Genomic DNA, 17,299 nt, shown 5'->3' with positions numbered 1-17,299 from the left:
CCCTCGCGCGCACGCTACGGTGGACCGGCCGGACCCCGTTTCCGGGGTTTCCGGCTTCGACCCGCGCGTGAGCGACGACCGGGGCACGCCCCGGTGGCGAACGAGCCATCGAGACATCGAACGATGAGGTGGGGGCAGAGCAGCACCATGGCACAGGGCACGGTCCAGGTGACGCACACCGGCACGTCGCGGTGGCGGCGCCGCACGGGCGAGTACGCATCGCTCGCCGCCGCCCTGGAGGCCGCGGCCGAGGGTGACGTCCTCACCATCGCCCCCGGCACCTACCGGGAGAACCTCGTCGTCCAGCGGGCGGTGACGCTGCGCGGCCCCGACGGCTCGCAGGGGTCGGTGCGGATCGCGCCCGCGGACGGGGTGCCGCTCACCGTGCGCGCCTCCGCCGTGGTGCAGGACCTGCACATCGAGGGCCAGGACGCGGCGGCACCCGCGGTGCTGGTCGAGGAGGGCACCCCGGAACTGCTCGACGTGCGGGTCGTGACCCGCTCCGCCGCCGGGATCGAGGTGCGCGGCGGCGCGCGGCCGACGGTGCGGCGCTGCACGGTCGACAATCCGGCGGGCATCGGCATCGCCGTGGTCGACGGCGGCGGCGGGGTGTTCGAGGAGTGCGAGGTCGTCGCGGCCGGGCAGGAGGGCGTCGCGGTGCGCTCCGGCGGCCGTCCCCGGCTGGACCGCTGCCGGATCCACCACGCCGGGGGCTCGGGCCTGACGGCGACCGGCGAGCAGTCGGCGGTGGAGGCGGTCGGGTGCGAGCTGTACGAGGTGCGGGGCAGCGGCGTCCAGGTCACCGGCCGGGCCACCGCCCACCTCACCGACTGCGACGTGCACCGCACCACCTCCGACGGCATCACCCTGGACACCGACGCGGTGCTGACGCTGGCCGACTGCCGCATCCACGACATCCCGGAGAACGCGGTGGACCTGCGTTCGCGCAGCGTCCTCACCCTGACCCGCACCAGTGTGCGGCGGTTCGGCCGCAACGGCCTGTCGGTGTGGGACCCGGGCACGCGCGTGGACGCCAACCAGTGCGAGATCTTCGACAGTACGGGCGACTACCCGGCGGTGTGGGTCAGCGACGGCGCGACCGCCGTCCTCGACTCCTGCCGGGTGCACGACGTACCCGACGCCCTGTTCGTGCTGGACCGCGGCTCCCGCGTGGACGTCGTCGACAGCGACCTGTCCCAGGTCCGCAACACGGCGGTGTCGGTGAGCGACGGCGCGACCGCGCAGCTCGACGACTGCCGCATCCGGGAGGCGGCGACCGGCGCCTGGTTCCGCGACCACGGCAGCGGCGGGACGCTGAACAACTGCACGATCGACTCCACCCGCACCGGTGTCATCGTCACCAAGGGCGCCGACCCCGTCATCGAGCGCTGCACGATCGACTCCCCGGGCGAGGCGGGCGCGTACGTGTCGGCCGGGGGCCGCGGCAGCTTCCTGGGCTGCCGGGTGACGGGCAGCGGCGGCTACGGCTTCCACGTGATAGACGGCTGCCGCACGACGCTGCGCAAGTGCCGTACGGAGCGCTGCGCGCGCGGCGGGTACGAGTTCGCCGACGCCGGGCCGGACGCGGGCCCGGACGCCGGTCCGGTGGTCGAGGAGTGCACCAGCGACGAGAGTGCCGGGGTGCGGCCGCCCGAGGCGCGGGAGCCGGCCGTGCAGACGGTGAGCCGGTCCGCGGGGCTGCTGGGCACGATCCCCGGCCAGCGCAGCACCGAGCAGGAGCCGCTCGTCGCGGCCGCGCCGCCCGTGGCGCCGGTCCGGGAGTCCGAGGCCGTACTGGGTGAACTGGACGCGCTGGTGGGCCTGGAGAGCGTCAAGCGCGAGGTGCGGGCGCTGATCGACATGATCGAGGTGGGGCGGCGCCGGCAGCAGGCGGGCCTGAAGGCGGCGTCGGTCAAGCGGCACCTGGTCTTCACCGGGTCCCCGGGCACCGGCAAGACGACGGTGGCCCGGCTGTACGGCGAGATCCTCGCCTCCCTCGCGGTGCTGGAGAAGGGCCACCTGGTCGAGGTGTCCCGGGTGGACCTGGTCGGTGAGCACATCGGCTCCACGGCGATCCGCACCCAGGAGGCGTTCGAGAAGGCGCGCGGCGGTGTGCTGTTCATCGACGAGGCGTACGCCCTCTCCCCCGAGGACGCGGGCCGGGACTTCGGCAAGGAGGCCATCGACACGCTGGTGAAGCTGATGGAGGACCACCGGGACGCGGTCGTGGTGATCGTCGCGGGCTACACGGCGGAGATGGAGCGGTTCCTTTCGGTCAACCCCGGTGTGGCGTCCCGGTTCTCACGGACCATCACCTTCGGCGACTACGGGCCCGAGGAGCTGCTGCGGATCGTGGAGCAGCAGGCCGACGAGCACGAGTACCGGCTGGCCCCGGGTGCGGCCGAGGGGCTGCTCGAGTACTTCGCCGACCTGCCGAAGGGTCCGGCGTTCGGCAACGGCCGGACCGCGCGCCAGACCTTCGAGGCGATGGTGGAGCGGCACGCGAGCCGGGTCGCGCAGGTGACGGACCCCAGCACGGACGATCTGACGCTGCTCTACGCGGAGGACCTGCCCGAGCAGCCCTGACCCTCGCCGTCGGCGCCCGGCGGTGCCTCGGCTCCGGTGGCCCGGGGCGCGGGCACTCCCGGGCGGAGCCGGGCCAGCAGCCGTCGGCGTTCCTCGGCGAACGCCGGGTCGGCCTGGTAGTCGCCGTGTCCGAGGATCGGTGCGGGCAGCGGGTGCCGGGCGGTGCGGCCGTAGGCGAGGGGGTCCTCGAGCGGGGCGCGGTCGACCTCGGGGCCGCAGTCGCCGGGCAGCCGCATCGGGCCGCCGATCGGGTCGGTCTCCCGGTACAGGTTGCGCCAGCAGTCGATCTCCCGGTGCAGGGCGGCGAGGGCGGCCGGGCCGAAGTGGGCGGGGAACCAGCGGCCGTAGAGGCGTTCCACCGGGGAGCCGTAGGTCAGCAGGGCGACGCGTCTGCGGACCGACGGGGCGAGCTGCCAGGCCGCCGCCGCGGCGAGCACGCTGCCCTGGGAGTGCCCGGAGAGGACCAGCCGGCCGCCGGTGGCACGGGTCCAGGTGGCCATGCGCCAGGTCAGGTCGGGCACGGCGCGCTCGGCGTAGCAGGGCGGTGCGAAGGGGTGGGCGGCGCGCGGCCAGAAGGTGCCTACGTCCCACAGGATGCCGATGGTGCGCCGCGCGGAGGCGTCCTTGTAGGCGCGGCGGCCCCAGGTGACGAACAGTATGAAGCCGAGGCCGATCAGCCAGGAGCCGAGGGCCTGGGCGGTCTCGGCGGCGCCGTGCACGACGGCCCAGGTGCCCTCGGCGGCCTCGGCGGGGGTCCGGTCGGTCGCCGTGGCGCCGGCCAGGGCGCCCATGCCGAGCACGAAGGTGGCGGTGGAGACGACGGCGATGAGCAGCGGGGCGCGGTCGGTGAGACCGGCCATCGCACGGGCGGCGGCGATACGGCGGGTGCGGGCGGGGTCCCCGGCCTCGTCGGCGTGGTCGCCGGTCACGGTGGTGCGTTCGGCGCGGGCCCGGAGCCAGGTGGTCCGGGCGAGCAGCGCGCACAGCGCGAGAACGACGGCCAGCAGCGGGGGGATGACCGACGCCTGCCAGGTCAGCAGGGTCGGCGGGCCGTCGAGGGAGGTGCCGGTGCCGTCCAGCCAGTCGGAGACCCGCTGGGCGACCCCGCCGGACATGACGCCGCCCAGGGCGCAGGCCAGCATGGCGACGGCGGGTCCGCCGAGGCCGCGCATGGCGGCGCGGGGGTCGGGCGCGGTGCGGTGCAGCAGGTGGGCGACGACGGCGAGGGCGACGACGAGGAGCCCCTGGACCAGGGCGATGCCGCCGAAGGCCGCGTCGCCGGGCAGCCGCCCCGCGGACGCCCAGCCCGGCCGGGCCCAGCCGGCGTACAGCAGGGCGAGCGCGAACAGGGCGAGCGCGGCGAGCGGGAGCCGCCGTACGAGGTGTTCGTCGAGGGCGACGTCGAGGAGCCGTTCGCGGCGGCCCCGGCGGCAGACCACGAACACCACGGTGACCGCGGCGGCGGCGAGCGCCGTCAGCAGCAGCCACCCCGCGAGGTCCAGGGCGGCGGGTCCGCCGGGGCGGCGGTCGTGGCCGGCGGCGGGGACGGTGACCGCGGTGGCGACGGTGAGCAGTCCGGCGGCGGTGTGCGCGGCGCGCAGCCGGGCCACCAGGCGGCGGCCGTACCAGAATCCGGGGCGGCCGAGCGCGATGCGGGCGGGGTCCTCCTCAGGTGCGGCGTCGCGGTCGATCGGCTGCTGGGACTCGTAGGCGCGCCAGGTGCGCAGGGAGAGGTACCAGAGCAGGCCGGTGAGGGCGGCGGGTACCAGGGCGGCGATGGCGAGGCGGCGGCCGGGCGGGCTCCACCATCCGCTCCCGGACCCGGCCGGGGAGAGGAAGCCCAGCCAGGAGTGGCGGGTGGCGCACGCCTCGGTGCCCGCGCACTGCCAGGCGGCGAGGTCGAGGGCGACCTCGGCGGCCGCGGCGACCAGCAGCACGGTGAGGGTCAGTCCGGCGAGCCGGACGAGCAGGCCGTACAGGCGCACGGTGCGCTTGCGGCCCCGGGTGTCGGGCCGCATCCAGTGGGCGAGGTTGACCACCATGAACGGCAGGAGCAGCAGCCACAGGGCGCGGGTGCCGTTGCCGGAGGTGAGGTTGCACCAGACGTACGCCTCGGGCACCGGTCTCTCGCGGTGGTCGCCGGGGCGGGTCTCGGCGTCGGTGTCCTCGGCGCGGCGGAAGACGGCCGCGATGTCGTCGCCGGTGACCCGGACGGTGCGCGGGTCGTCCAGCATGCGTTCCGGGGTGGTGCCGCCCACGCCGTGCACCAGCAGTTCCAGTGCCGTCGGGGTGCCCTGTCCGTCGTCCGCCGCGCCGTTGCGCGCGGCTCGCTCCTGCGTCTGGTCCACTGTGTCGCACTTCCCCCGTGACGCGCCGTCGGCTCTGTCCGTGCGGGCACAGGATCTCCGGTGAGCGGTCGGTGTACACCCCTCCCCACGGAATCTCCCCGATCCGTGTGACGTACGGCGTACGGGTGAGGCCGGGGTGACATGTGCGCGACGGGCAGGCGGTGGCGCGGTCCGCCATGGGGCGTGCGAGGATGGGGGGTCGGCGCGCCGGGGCGTGGGGACGCCCGCGTCGCAGCGGGCGCGCCGGGCGGATGTCAGGACGGGTCGGCGGCGAAAGGACCGGAGCGTACGTGAGCGAGAATCAGAACCTCCTCGCGGAGCAGCGGCGGGCCCTGATCCTCGACGAGGTCCGGCGCCGGGGCGGCGTCCGGGTCAACGAGCTGACGCGCCGGCTCGGCGTGTCGGACATGACGGTCCGCCGCGACCTCGACGCGCTGGCCCGGCAGGGTGTGCTGGAGAAGGTGCACGGCGGTGCGGTGCCGGTGGTCGAGGCGAGCACGCACGAGCCGGGTTTCGAGGCCAAGTCGGGTCTGGAGCCGACCGCCAAGGAGGAGATCGCGCGGGCCGCGGCGGAACTGGTCGCGCCGGGTTCGGCGATCGCGCTGTCGGGCGGTACGACGACGTTCGCGCTGGCGCACCGGCTGGTCGACGTGGCGGATCTGACGGTGGTGACCAACTCGGTGCGGGTGGCCGACGTCTTCCACGCGGCGCAGCGCGCCCCGGGGGCGCGGCAGGCGGCGCCGGTGGTGCTGACCGGCGGGGTGCGCACCCCGTCGGACTCGCTGGTGGGCCCGGTGGCCGACCAGGCGATCGCGGCGCTGCACTTCGACACCCTGTTCCTCGGGGTGCACGGCATATCGGCTCAGGCCGGGCTGTCGACGCCGAACCTCGCGGAGGCCGAGACCAACCGGCGGCTGGTGCACTCGGCGCGGCGCGTCGTGGTGGTCGCCGACCACACCAAGTGGGGTGTGGTGGGCCTGAGTTCGTTCGCGGCGCTGGAGCGGGTGGACACGCTGGTGACGGATGCGGGGCTGCCGGACGAGGCGCGTGCGGAGATCGCGGAGCACGTGCGGGTGATCGTGGCGGGCGAACCGGACGGCGACTGAACGCCGGGTACGGCGCGGCGGGTCTCAGTCGGGCCAGACGCCGGTGTGCAGCAGGGACTCGATCGCGGCGGTGTACGGCTCGATGCGCAGGCCCTGTTCGGCGAGCCAGGCGTCGGAGTAGTACTTGTCGAGGTAGCGGTCGCCGGGGTCGCACAGCAGCGTCACCACACTCCCCTCGCGGCCCTCGGCCACCATCTCGGCGACGATTTTCAGCGCGCTCCAGAGTCCGGTGCCGGTGGAGCCGCCGGCCTTGCGGCCGATGACCCGCTCCAGTGCGCGGACGGCGGCGACGCTCGCGGCGTCGGGCACCTTCATCATCCGGTCGATCGCGCCGGGCACGAAGCTCGGTTCCATGCGGGGCCGGCCGATGCCCTCGATGCGGGAGCCGCAGTCGCAGGTGACGTCGGTGTCGCCGGTGGTCCAGCCGTCGAAGAAGCAGGAGTTCTCCGGGTCGGCGACGCAGACGCGGGTGTCGTACTGCATGTAGTGCACGTAGCGGGCCAGGGTCGCGGAGGTGCCGCCGGTGCCCGCCGTGGCGACGATCCAGGCCGGTTCCGGGAACCGCTCCAGGCGGAGCTGGCGGAAGATCGACTCGGCGATGTTGTTGTTGCCGCGCCAGTCGGTGGCCCGCTCGGCGTAGGTGAACTGGTCCATGTAGTGCCCGTCGGTCTCTGCCGCGAGGCGGGCGGACTCCTCGTACATCCTCCGCGGGTCGTCCACGAAGTGGCACCGGCCGCCGTGGAATTCGATGAGGCGGATCTTCTCGGCGCTGGTCGTGCGCGGCATGACGGCGATGAAGGGCACACCGATCAGCTTCGCGAAGTACGCCTCGGACACGGCCGTCGAGCCGCTGGACGCCTCGATGACCGGGCGCCCCGGCCGGATCCAGCCGTTGCACAGGCCGTAGAGGAAGAGTGAGCGGGCGAGCCGGTGCTTGAGGCTGCCGGTCGGGTGGGTCGACTCGTCCTTGAGGTAGAGGTCGATGCCCCACGGTTCGGGCAGCGGGAAGCGCAGCAGATGGGTGTCGGCCGAGCGGTTCGCGTCGGCCTGCACCTTGCGGACGGCCTCTTTCAGCCACCCGCGGTAGGCCGTGTCGCTGCGGTCGACGTCCAGGGTCGCACCGGTCACGGTGGGCTGGGGAGTGCTCACGGCAGGGCTCCTTACGCTGCGCGCCGACGACACCTGGCGCGGCGGCCTTCTCCGATCATAAGCAGCTTTCTCTGACGCCTCTCACCTGCATAAACACACCTTGGGGAGGCTCAAAGGAACTTCTGGAGCGCGGAGTGGGGCACGACGGGGGCGCATTCGTGCCAATGCTCCGGACCGTATCCGGAAAGGGACTGTGCGTACTGGTGCTCGACGCCGGGGGCAGGCAGACTGCTCGACGAGGTGGGACGGCGGTCCCGCCGCGGGACACGCTGGACATCGGATCTTGACACGAGTCGGCACCGGCCCTCTCCGGGCGGTTGCCGGCACACCTACGCGCACGAGGGGGCTGCGGCATGGCGGAGCCGGAGTTCACGGCCACGGGGGTGCGGATAGACAAGCGGCTGCGATCGCTCACCCGGGCCGGGCAGGTCCGGATCAGCGACGGCCGGCTTGAGCTGCTCACCAGTTACGGCAGTGAGATCGACAGCGCTCCGGTGCAGTCGGTCCGCGCCTCCAAACCGTGGTTCGCCCCCGAGGACCGCGCGCTCGCGGACCTGGACGGCACGCGTTATCTGCTGACCCTCGGTGAGTCCGATCCCGCCCCGGGCGAGGCGGGGCCACCCGCCGCGCGGCGGTTCATCGAGGCCGTGCGCCGGGCGGCGGGGCACAGCGGCTGAGATGACCGCGAGTTGCGCCGTCACCGCCCCTGCGCCACGCTGGTCTCACGTCACTCTGGGTTTACCGGCGATAACGCTGCGAACCAGCCCGCCGGCCAATGACAGCGGGCGATTGCGTGAGTTGGCGCGGGCGTCTGCTGGATCCGTCCTCAGTGTTCTTCCGGACCTCTATGTCGGGGAGTCGCAGCCGTGATCACTCACCCAAGCAGGCACTGCGCGGTGGAGCTCCAAGCCCTGCCGTCGCGGATCGGCCAGGTCCGCAGAATCGTATCTGCGCAATTGCGCTACTGGCACATGGATTCCCTTATCGACCGGGCGGCGCTCGGTGTAACGGAGTTGTTGACCAACGTCCATCTGCACGCCCGGCCCGACAAGACGTGCACCGTCCGGATCGAGTTGCTGCTCGACCGGCTCACCGTCTCCGTGCGGGACGGCGATCCGCGGCTGCCCGCGGTGGACGAGGCCGGACCGCTCGCGACCCGCGGGCGCGGTCTCGCCATGGTCGCGGAGATGAGCGACGACTGGGGTGCCCGGCCGGACGGCGAGTCCGGCAAGGTCGTCTGGTTCACGCTCTCCACCCCGCCGTCGCTGCCGTCCCTGCCCGCGCGCCCGCCGCGACGTGCGGTCGAGGAGGTGCCGGCCGAGACCTTCGTCCCGGTCGGCGCCGCCGTCGAACTGCGCAGGGCGCACCCGGCTCCCGCCCGGTCGGCCGTTGCCGGCTGACCGGGCGGTGACCTGCCTCGCCGCGCGCCCGCCGCGGCATCCCCCGGTGGGGGCGCGGGGTGGTGGGGCGCACCCCACCGTCTCGCGTGCCCCACCGTGGCCGGCGTCCGGACGGAACCGGGCCCGGGTCTGTCGGGCGTTCTAGGTTCGGGGCGGGGACGCGGTCAAGGGGTCGTCCAGGATGGGCTGCCAGGCCAGTTCCGCCGCGCCCACCAGGCTGTTGTGGTCCAGGGTGCAGGGGAGGATCGGGACGCCGCCGCTGCGGCCCCACAGGCTGCGGTCGGCGACCACCGCGCGCAGCCGTTCCGGATCCGCGCGCAGCAGCGTGCGGTGCAGCCCGCCGAGGATGATGCGGTCCGGGTTGAGGATGTTCACCAGGCCCGCGAGGCCCAGACCGAGACGGTCGATCAGCGCCTCGGCGGCGGTCCGTACGGCCGGGTCGGTGTAGTCCTCGCGGACCAGGTCGATCGACTGCTGGAGCAGCGACGGCTCGGGACCGGGCGCGCGGCCGGCCGCGGTCAGGAAGGCCAGCGGGTCCGTCTCCACGTCCAGACAGCCGCGGCCGCCGCAGTGGCAGGGGCGGCCCTCGGGATTGACGGTGAGGTGGCCGACCTCCAGGGCCAGGCCCGAACTGCCCGAGTGCAGACGGCCGTCGAGGACCAGCGCGCCACCGACGCCCCGGTGCCCGGTGGCGACGCACAGCAGGTCGCGTGAGCCGCGCCCGGCCCCGTGCCGGTGTTCGGCGAGGGCGGCGAGGTTGACGTCGTTGGCGGCGAAGGCGGGTTCGGTGATCCCGGCGGCGCGCACCCGCTCGGCGAAGATCTGCCGGACGGGCGCGCCCGCGGGCCAGGCCAGGTGGAGCGGGTTCAGGGCGAGCCCCTCCGGCTCGGCCACCGCCGACGGCACGGCGAGCCCCGCGCCGACGCAGCGGCGCCCGGTGCGGTCCAGGAGTTCGGCGCCGGCCTCGACGACGGAGCCGAGGACCTTCGCCGGATCGGCGTCGACGATCTCACAGCCGGGGGTGGTGGCGACGATCCGGCCGCCGAGACCGACGAGGGCGGCCCGGTAACCGTCCGCGTGGACCTGCGCCGCGAGGACGACGGGACCGTCCTCGGCCACCGAGAGCCGGTGCGAGGGCCGGCCCTGGGAACCGGCTGCGGCACCGGGGCGCGCGTCGACCCTGATCAGGCCGAGCGCCTCCAGCTCGGCGGCGACCGCACCGGCCGTCGCCCGGGTCACCCCCAGTTCGGCGGTGAGGACCGCGCGGGTGGGCGCCCGTCCGGTGTGCACGAGCTCCAACGCGGGTCCGAGGGCCCCGCGCCCCCGGTCCAGCCGTGTCCTGGTGGTGGTTCCGTCCCCCGCCCTCCGGGGGTCCGCTGTCCCGCTCATGGGGGCGAGTCTCCCATGATCCGCGGGGAGCGCACCGACCGGAACGCCCCGCGCGCACGGGGTCAGAGACCGCTCACCCGCAGCGTGATGTTCAGGCGGCCGTCGAGGCCCAGCTCCGGCGGCGCGGTGCCGGGACGGACCCGGTCCACACCGTGGTACGCGAACCGCGCGGGGCCGCCGAACACGAACAGGTCGCCGCTGCGCAGCTCGACATCGGTGTACGGGCGGCCGCGGGTCTCGGTGTTGCCGAACCGGAAGACGCAGGTGTCACCGAGGCTGAGGGACACCACCGGCGCGGCCGACCGCTCGTCCTCGTCGCGGTGCATGCCCATTCTGGCGTCGGCGCCGTAGAGGTTGACCAGGGCGATGTCGTACGGGACCGGGGGCACCGCCGCCGCGCCGAAGGCGTCGGTCACCGCGCGGCGCGCGAGGTCGCCGAGGAGCGGCGGGAAGGGCTTGACCGGGGCGCCGTCACCGTCGAGGGCGGTACGGGAGTAGGCGTACGGGTAGAAGTGCGGGCCGGGGCAGTCCGGGTTGTCCCGCACGGCCCGGCCGCAGTTCGGGCAGCGGCGTACCGGACCCCAGTGCCACCCCAGGCAGAGCTGCCGTGCGGTCATCGTGGCGCCGCCGGGGGTACGGACCGTGCGCAGGCCGGCGGGCGGGCGGGCCCAGCGGCGGCAGGCGTCGAGGAGGTCGCGCTGGGCTCCGGCGTCCAGCCAGTCCGGCAGGTGCGCGGCGCCGGGCGCGGTCTCGGTACGGTCCCTGGGGAACAGCTCGCCGTCCATGTGTGCCATCCTGCCGGACCGGCGGCGCCCGCCGCCGCCCCCACCGCCGCACGGGCCTGAGCTGCGGCTCCGCTAGCCTGGTCGCACGATGGACGAGCTCGCTGACCGTATGACGACCGAGTGGGGAGCGCCGGTGCTGGCGCGGTTCCCCGAGGACCCGCGTGACCGGCTGCGCGCCTGGGACGCCTCCGACGAGTACCTCCTCGGGGACCTCGCGGAGCGGCGGGTGCCGCTGTCCGGGACGGTCGTGGTGCTCGGCGACCGCTGGGGCGCGCTGACCACGGCGCTGGCGGCGCACCGCCCGGTGCAGATCACCGACTCCCACCTCGGCCGGGAGGCGACCCGGGCCAATCTGGCGCGCAACGGGATCGCGCCGGACGCCGTACGGCTGCTCACCACCCAGGACGTCCCGCCGCCGCGGATCGACGTCCTGCTGGTGCGGGTGACGAAGAGCCTCGCGCTGCTGGAGGACCAGCTGCTGCGGCTGGCGCCGTCGGTGCACGCGGACACGGTCGTCGTCGGCACCGGCATGGTGAAGGAGATCCACACCTCGACGCTGCGGGTGTTCGAGCGGGTGCTGGGTCCGACGCGGACCTCGCTCGCCGTGAAGAAGGCCCGGCTGATCCACTGCACGCCGGACCCCGCGCTGGAGCGGCCCGCCAACCCGTGGCCGCTCGGCTACCGGCTGCCCGACGGCATCGGCCCCGTCTCGGGCCGCACCGTCGTCAACCACGCGGGTGTCTTCTGCGCGGACCGGCTGGACATCGGCACCCGGTTCTTCCTGGCGCATCTGCCGGAGGCCCGGGGCCGGCGGGTGGTCGACCTCGGCTGCGGCAACGGTGTGGTCGGTACGGCCGTGGCGCTCGCCGACCCCGGGGCCGACGTGCTCTTCACCGACGAGTCGTTCCAGGCCGTGGCGTCGGCGGAGGCGACGTACCGGGAGAGCGGGGCGCGGGCGCACGCCGAGTTCCGGGTCGGCGACGGGCTGGCCGGGGTGGCGGCGGACAGCGTCGACCTGGTGCTCAGCAACCCGCCGTTCCACTCCCACCAGGCGACCACCGACGCCACCGCGCGGCGCATGTTCAGCGGCGCCCGGCGCGCGCTGCGGCCGGGCGGTGAGCTGTGGGTCGTCGGCAACCGGCACCTCGGCTACCACACGCGGCTGCGGCGCCTCTTCGGCAACAGCGAACTGGTCGCGAGCGACCCGAAGTTCGTCGTGCTGAAGGCCGTCAAGAAGTGACCGGCTTCAAGCAGTGCCCGGCTTCAAGCAGTGCCCGGCGTCGGCAAGTGACCGGCGTCATGAAGTGACCCTGCCGAGCAGTCGGACGAGGTCGGTCACGGTGTGTGCCATGGCCTCCCGGCCCTCGGCGAGGTAGCGCCGGGGGTCGACCGCGTCGGGGTGTGCGGCGAGATACTCCCGGACCGCCCCGGTCATGGCGATGTTGAGGGCCGTACCGACGTTGACCTTGGCGATGCCGCCCGCGACCGCCGCCGCCAGTTCGCTGTCTGGGACACCGGAGGAGCCGTGCAGCACCAGCGGCACCTCCAGCGTCCCGGCGAGTGCCTTGAGCAGGTCGTGGTCGAGGACGGCGGTGCGCGAGGTCATCGCGTGCGAGCTGCCGATGGCGACGGCCAGCGCGTCCACCCCCGAGTCGGCCACGAAGGCACGGGCCTCGGCGGGGTCGGTACGGGCTCCGGGCGCGTGCGCGTCCAGCGGCGGCTCGCCGTTCTTGCCGCCCACCTCGCCGAGTTCCGCCTCGATCCACAGCCCCCGGGAGTGCGCCCAGTCGGCGGCGGCGCGGGTGGCGTCGAGGTTCTCGGTGTACGACAGCGTGGAGGCGTCGTACATGACGGAGCTGAAGCCGGCGTCGGCCGCCTGCCGCAGCAGGGTGCCGTCCTTGACGTGGTCCAGGTGGAGGGCGACGGGCACGTCGGCGCGTTCGGCGACGGCGACGGCGGCGCGGGCCAGGGGGGCGAGCCGGCCGTGGAACCGCACGGCGTTCTCGCTGACCTGGAGGACGACGGGCGCGCCCGCCGACTCGGCGCCGGCGACGACGGCCTCGACGTGCTCCAGGGTGATGACGTTGACGGCGGCGACCGCGGTGCGGTCCGCCGCGGCGCGGGCGACCAGGTCGCCGGTGGTGGCGAGGGGCACGGGTGCGTCCTTCGGTGTCAGGGGGTGAGGATCACCGAGCGGGTGAGGTGGCGCGGCTGGTCCGGGTCCAGGCCCCGGGCGGCGGCCACGGCGACCGCGAGCCGCTGCGCGCGGACGAGTTCGGCGAGCGGGTCGAGGGTGCCCTCCACCCACATGCCGCCGGTCCCGGCGACCTGCTCGGCCAGGCCCTCGGGGGCCTCGCCGAGCGTCCAGGTCGCCGTGGTGGAGGTGGTGATGCTGATCGGGCCGTGGCGGTACTCCATGGCCGGGTACGCCTCGGTCCAGGACAGCGACGCCTCGCGCATCTTGAGCGCGGCCTCGTTGGCGAGGCCGACGGTCCAGCCGCGCCCGAGGAAGGTGAACTGGGTGCGGTCGACGAGCCCTTCGGGCAGGTCGGCGGCGAGCGCGGCGCGGGCGTCGGCGACGGACGCCTCGACGTCCAGGCCGAGGTGGGCGCGGAGCAGCGTCAGCGCGGTGGTGGCGAACCGGGTCTGCACGACCGAGCGTTCGTCCGCGAACTCCAGCACGATCACGTCGTCGGCCGCCGTCATCACGGGCGTGGCCGGGTCGGCGGTGATCGCGGTCGTACGGGTGGTGCCGCGCAGCCGGCCGAGCAGCTCCAGCACCTCGGTGGTGGTGCCCGAGCGGGTCAGGGCGACGACGCGGTCGTAGCGGCGCCCCGACGGGAACTCCGAGGCGGCGAAGGCGTCCGTCTCGCCCTGGCCCGCCTCCTCGCGCAGCGCCGCCGCGGCCTGCGCCATGAAGTACGAGGTGCCGCAGCCGACGATCGCGACCCGCTCCCCCGGCGCCGGCAGCGCGTCGCCGTGCCGCTCCGCCTCCGCCGCCGCGCGCGTCCAGCACTCCGGCTGGCTGTTCAGCTCGTCCTCGACATGTGTCATGGCCGGACCCTCCTCGGGTTTGATTGTTCCTGCAAGATATAGCGAGCTTTCGAGCACAATCAAGCATTCTGCGGGAGCGGCTGTGCGTTAGGGTCGGCCAGGGACCGAGGAACGGAGAGTGCGCATGTCGCGCGACGCCCGCTGGAAGACGCTGCTGGAGCTGCTCGTCGAGCGCGGCCGGCTGGATGTCGAGGAGGCGGCGGCCGAGCTGGAGGTGTCGGCGGCGACCATCCGCCGCGACTTCGACCAGCTGGCCGAGCAGCAGATGCTGGTGCGCACCCGTGGCGGCGCGGTGGTGCACGGGGTCTCGTACGAGCTGCCGCTGCGGTACAAGACGGCGCGGCGCGCCTCGGAGAAGGAGCGGGTCGCGCAGGCGGTCGCCGCCCTGGTGGCACCCGGCGAGGCGGTCGGCCTGACCGGCGGTACGACGACCACGGAGGTGGCGCGGGCGCTGGCCGTGCGCGCGGACCTCGCCTCGGGGACGCCCGCGCTCACCGTCGTGACCAACGCGCTGAACATCGCCAACGAGCTGGCGGTGCGGCCCCAGTTCAAGATCGTGGTGACCGGCGGCGTCGCGCGGGCGCAGTCCTACGAGCTGATCGGGCCGCTCGCCGACGGGGTGCTGGGGCAGGTGACGCTCGACGTCGCGGTGCTGGGTGTCGTCGCGTTCGACGTGGAGCACGGCGCGGCGGCCCACGACGAGGCGGAGGCCGCCATCAACCGGCTGCTGTGCGAGCGCGCCGAGCGCGTGGTCGTGGCGGCCGACTCCACCAAGCTGGGCCGGCGGGCGTTCGCCCGGATCTGCCCGACCGAGGCGGTGGACACGCTGGTCACGGACGCGGCGGCCGACCCGGAGACGGTACGGCGGTTCGAGGAGGCGGGGGTCACGGTCGTCGCCGTCTGAGCCGGGTCACCGGAGGGGGTGCCTTCCGGTACCGGACTCAGTGGCCGTGGCCCGCGTCCGGGTGGGTGTCCTCGCCGGTCGCCTCGGAGGACGACGGGCCCGGCGTCGGCGTACCGCCCGCCCGGACGGTGAACGCCGCGGTGTGCACCTCGTCGCCGTGCCGGAAGTCGAGGAAGAGGCGGTACGTCCCCGCGCTGGGCGCGGTGGCCGTGAAGGAGACGGCGGGGCCGGACTCCGTGGTGCCGTCGCCGGGTGCGCCGTTCGGGTGGACGTGCAGGTAGGCGAGGTCTCCGGAGCGCAGGGCGACCAGGTGACCGTAGGCGCCGAGGTAGGGCTGGAGGTCGGTGACGGGCCGGCCGTCGCGGCTGACCTCCAGGCGCAGTTCCCCGGCGCGGTCGGGACGCAGGGCACCGGTGAGCCGGACCCGGTAGCCGTCGACCTCGGCGGTGCCGCCCGGCGCGGGCAGCTCTCGCGGCGCGTAGGTGCCCGCCACGGCCAGATCGGCGCCGAGGGTCAGGTTGCCGGCGCCCTCGCGGTCCGGGGTGAAGTCGGCGAAGACGCGGTAGCCCCCGGCGCGGGGCAGGTTCACAGGGGTGCTCCAGGTACCGTCGGCGGCGCGGGCCGGGTGCAGGTGGCGGTAGGTGTTCAGGTCGCGTGAGGCCACGATGAGGTGGAGTTCCCTGTCGTGCTCGGGCCGGTACGCCGTGAGGGCGCGGCCTTCGTCGTCGCGGACGGTGAACCGCAGTTCGGCGCGGGTCCCGGCCGTGACGCGCGGGGTCGCGAGGTCCAGGGTGTAGCCGCCCTCGGACATCTGCAGTCCGCCGGCCGGGGCGCTCTCGTGTCCGGCGTGCCCGCCGCCCTCCGGGGTCTCCCGGGTCTCTCCCGGGCTGCCGTGTCCGCCGCCGCCCGCCGGGGTCCCGGCCGGGGTGCCGTGTTCGTCGTGGGCGGCGGGCGTGGGGTCGTCGGCCACCGGGCCGAGGCTGTCGCCCACGCCGTAGGCCGTGCCGAAGGTGGCGGCCAGGGCGGCCGCGAAGGCGGTGATCCTCAGTCCCGTGTTCATGGTCGCTCTCTCCTCGGCTGCGGGGGCCGCCGGTCGCGGTCGGCCCCTCCGTGCGGCCCACCATACCCCTGGGGGGTACCGAGTCAACCACCTCGGACCGCTTGCCTCAAATACCCCCTGGGGGTATACAGGACCGAAGGTCAGCGGAGCCGCACGCCGCGGCTCGGCGCGACGTACACCTTCCTTCAGGAGCTGTGATGACCCTTCCCGCGACCGGCGCCACGACGGAGGCGCAGCTCGCCATCGGCGGGATGACCTGCGCCTCCTGCGCGGCGCGCGTCGAGAAGAAGCTGAACCGGATGGACGGCGTCACCGCCACCGTCAACTACGCGACCGAGAAGGCCCGCGTCACCTACCCCACAGGGGTATCCGTACGGGACCTGATCACCACCGTCGAGGCGACCGGCTACACCGCCCGGGAGTCCGTGCCCGGGACCGGGTCCGGGTCCGGGACCGTCCCGGCCGGCCGGGACGACACGGACGGGGACGGGGACGAGCTGCGGCCCCTGCGGCAGCGGCTGATCACGGCTGTGACGCTCGCCGTGCCGGTCGTCGCGATGGCCATGGTGCCCGCGTGGCAGTTCACGTACTGGCAGTGGCTGTCGCTGACGCTGGCGGCGCCCGTGGTGACGTACGCGGCCTGGCCCTTCCACCGGGCGGCGTTCACCAACGCCCGGCACGGCGCGGCCACCATGGACACACTGGTCTCGGTGGGCGTCTCCGCCGCGTTCCTGTGGTCGCTGTGGGCGCTGTTCCGGGGCACCGCGGGCACGCCGGGCATGACGCACCCCTTCGAGCTGACCGTCGCCCGCACGGACGGCGCGGGCAACATCTACCTGGAGGCCGCCGCGGGCGTCACCGCCTTCCTGCTGGCCGGACGGTACTTCGAGATGCGCTCGCGGCGCAGGGCCGGGGCCGCGCTGAAGGCGCTCATGGAGCTCGGCGCCAAGGACGTCACCGTGGTGCGGGACGACGGGAGCGAAGACACCGTGCCGGTCGCCGGGTTGCGGCCCGGTACGCGGTTCCTGGTGCGTCCCGGGGAGAAGATCGCCACCGACGGTACGGTCGTCGACGGGTCCTCCGCGGTCGACACCTCCATGCTCACCGGGGAGTCCGTACCGGTGGAGGTGGCCGTCGGCGACTCCGTCACCGGCGCCACGGTCAACGCCGGGGGCCGGCTCGTCGTCGAGGCCACCCGGGTCGGCGCCGACACCCGGCTCGCCCGGATGGCCCGGCTGGTGGAGGACGCGCAGAACGGCAAGGCGCGGGTACAGCGGCTCGCCGACCGGGTCTCCGGTGTCTTCGTACCGGTCGTGATCGCCCTCGCCCTCGGCACGCTGGGGTTCTGGCTGGGCAACGGCGCGGGGCTGACGGCGGCGTTCACGGCGGCCGTCGCGGTACTGATCATCGCCTGCCCCTGCGCGCTGGGACTGGCCACACCGACCGCGCTCATGGTCGGCACCGGGCGCGGCGCGCAGCTCGGCATCCTCATCAAGGGCCCCGAGGTCCTGGAGTCCA

General features: G+C 74.4%; 14 protein-coding genes. 7 read left to right on the top strand and 7 right to left on the bottom strand.

From position 1 onward, the window contains the following. The first annotated feature begins 147 nt into the window (after nucleotides 1-147). Nucleotides 148-2,586, top strand: a complete 2,439-nt coding sequence (locus UW392_RS03190) for a right-handed parallel beta-helix repeat-containing protein (protein WP_320773292.1) — start codon at nucleotides 148-150, stop codon at nucleotides 2,584-2,586. Here the strand turns inward: UW392_RS03190 and UW392_RS03185 are convergent. Continuing rightward, nucleotides 2,556-4,934: a hypothetical protein gene (locus UW392_RS03185; protein WP_414495492.1), complete on the bottom strand. Its 2,379-nt coding sequence runs from the start codon at nucleotides 4,932-4,934 to the stop codon at nucleotides 2,556-2,558. The genes UW392_RS03190 and UW392_RS03185 overlap by 31 nt on opposite strands. A gap of 290 nt (nucleotides 4,935-5,224) precedes the next feature. Between UW392_RS03185 and UW392_RS03180 the strand changes: the two genes are divergently transcribed. Further along, nucleotides 5,225-6,040: a DeoR/GlpR family DNA-binding transcription regulator gene (locus UW392_RS03180; protein ID WP_320773291.1), complete on the top strand. Its 816-nt coding sequence runs from the start codon at nucleotides 5,225-5,227 to the stop codon at nucleotides 6,038-6,040. A gap of 24 nt (nucleotides 6,041-6,064) precedes the next feature. Here the strand turns inward: UW392_RS03180 and UW392_RS03175 are convergent, their stop codons facing one another. Next, nucleotides 6,065-7,189, bottom strand: a complete 1,125-nt coding sequence (locus tag UW392_RS03175) for a PLP-dependent cysteine synthase family protein (protein WP_320773290.1) — start codon at nucleotides 7,187-7,189, stop codon at nucleotides 6,065-6,067. A gap of 353 nt (nucleotides 7,190-7,542) precedes the next feature. On the opposite strand from UW392_RS03175, the gene UW392_RS03170 reads away from it, so the two are divergent. Both UW392_RS03170 and UW392_RS03165 read left to right on the top strand, forming a co-directional pair. Further along, the gene (locus tag UW392_RS03170) at nucleotides 7,543-7,866 is read left to right on the top strand and encodes a hypothetical protein (protein ID WP_320773289.1); all 324 of its coding nucleotides are present in this window, start codon (nucleotides 7,543-7,545) and stop codon (nucleotides 7,864-7,866) included. Nucleotides 7,867-8,055: 189 nt separating this feature from the next. Further along, nucleotides 8,056-8,589, top strand: a complete 534-nt coding sequence (locus UW392_RS03165; protein WP_320773288.1) for an ATP-binding protein — start codon at nucleotides 8,056-8,058, stop codon at nucleotides 8,587-8,589. A gap of 141 nt (nucleotides 8,590-8,730) precedes the next feature. Here the strand turns inward: UW392_RS03165 and UW392_RS03160 are convergent, their stop codons facing one another. Both UW392_RS03160 and UW392_RS03155 read right to left on the bottom strand, forming a co-directional pair. Beyond that, nucleotides 8,731-9,978 (bottom strand): ROK family protein, encoded by a 1,248-nt coding sequence (locus tag UW392_RS03160; protein WP_320773287.1) that lies wholly within the window; start codon nucleotides 9,976-9,978, stop codon nucleotides 8,731-8,733. 62 nt (nucleotides 9,979-10,040) lie between these two features. Then, complete coding sequence (locus UW392_RS03155; protein ID WP_320773286.1) at nucleotides 10,041-10,763, bottom strand: alpha-ketoglutarate-dependent dioxygenase AlkB; 723 nt, start codon at nucleotides 10,761-10,763, stop codon at nucleotides 10,041-10,043. A gap of 109 nt (nucleotides 10,764-10,872) precedes the next feature. Between UW392_RS03155 and UW392_RS03150 the strand changes: the two genes are divergently transcribed. Further along, nucleotides 10,873-12,003 (top strand): methyltransferase, encoded by a 1,131-nt coding sequence (locus UW392_RS03150; RefSeq protein WP_320773309.1) that lies wholly within the window; start codon nucleotides 10,873-10,875, stop codon nucleotides 12,001-12,003. A 57-nt stretch (nucleotides 12,004-12,060) separates the two neighbouring features. Here the strand turns inward: UW392_RS03150 and UW392_RS03145 are convergent, their stop codons facing one another. Then, entirely contained in the window at nucleotides 12,061-12,918 is an 858-nt protein-coding gene (locus UW392_RS03145) for a class II fructose-bisphosphate aldolase (RefSeq protein ID WP_320773285.1), read from the bottom strand. Nucleotides 12,919-12,935: 17 nt separating this feature from the next. Continuing rightward, nucleotides 12,936-13,817, bottom strand: a complete 882-nt coding sequence (locus UW392_RS03140) for an SIS domain-containing protein (protein WP_320773284.1) — start codon at nucleotides 13,815-13,817, stop codon at nucleotides 12,936-12,938. Between the two features lie 124 nt (nucleotides 13,818-13,941). Here UW392_RS03140 and UW392_RS03135 point away from each other — a divergent pair, with 124 nt between their 5' ends. Further along, the gene (locus UW392_RS03135) at nucleotides 13,942-14,721 is read left to right on the top strand and encodes a DeoR/GlpR family DNA-binding transcription regulator (protein ID WP_320773283.1); all 780 of its coding nucleotides are present in this window, start codon (nucleotides 13,942-13,944) and stop codon (nucleotides 14,719-14,721) included. A gap of 37 nt (nucleotides 14,722-14,758) precedes the next feature. On the opposite strand, the gene UW392_RS03130 is transcribed toward UW392_RS03135, so the two are convergent. Further along, nucleotides 14,759-15,781, bottom strand: coding sequence for a hypothetical protein (locus tag UW392_RS03130; RefSeq protein WP_320773282.1), 1,023 nt, complete (start codon nucleotides 15,779-15,781; stop codon nucleotides 14,759-14,761). Between the two features lie 197 nt (nucleotides 15,782-15,978). Between UW392_RS03130 and UW392_RS03125 the strand changes: the two genes are divergently transcribed. Then, nucleotides 15,979-17,299, top strand: a 1,321-nt coding sequence (locus UW392_RS03125) for a cation-translocating P-type ATPase (RefSeq protein WP_320773281.1), incomplete at its 3' end; no start/stop codon positions are given.

The sequence above is a fragment of the Streptomyces sp. CRN 30 genome (assembly GCF_034105845.1).
The sequence above is the reverse complement of the archived record's forward strand: the minus strand, read 5'-3'. Positions and strand labels throughout refer to the sequence as shown.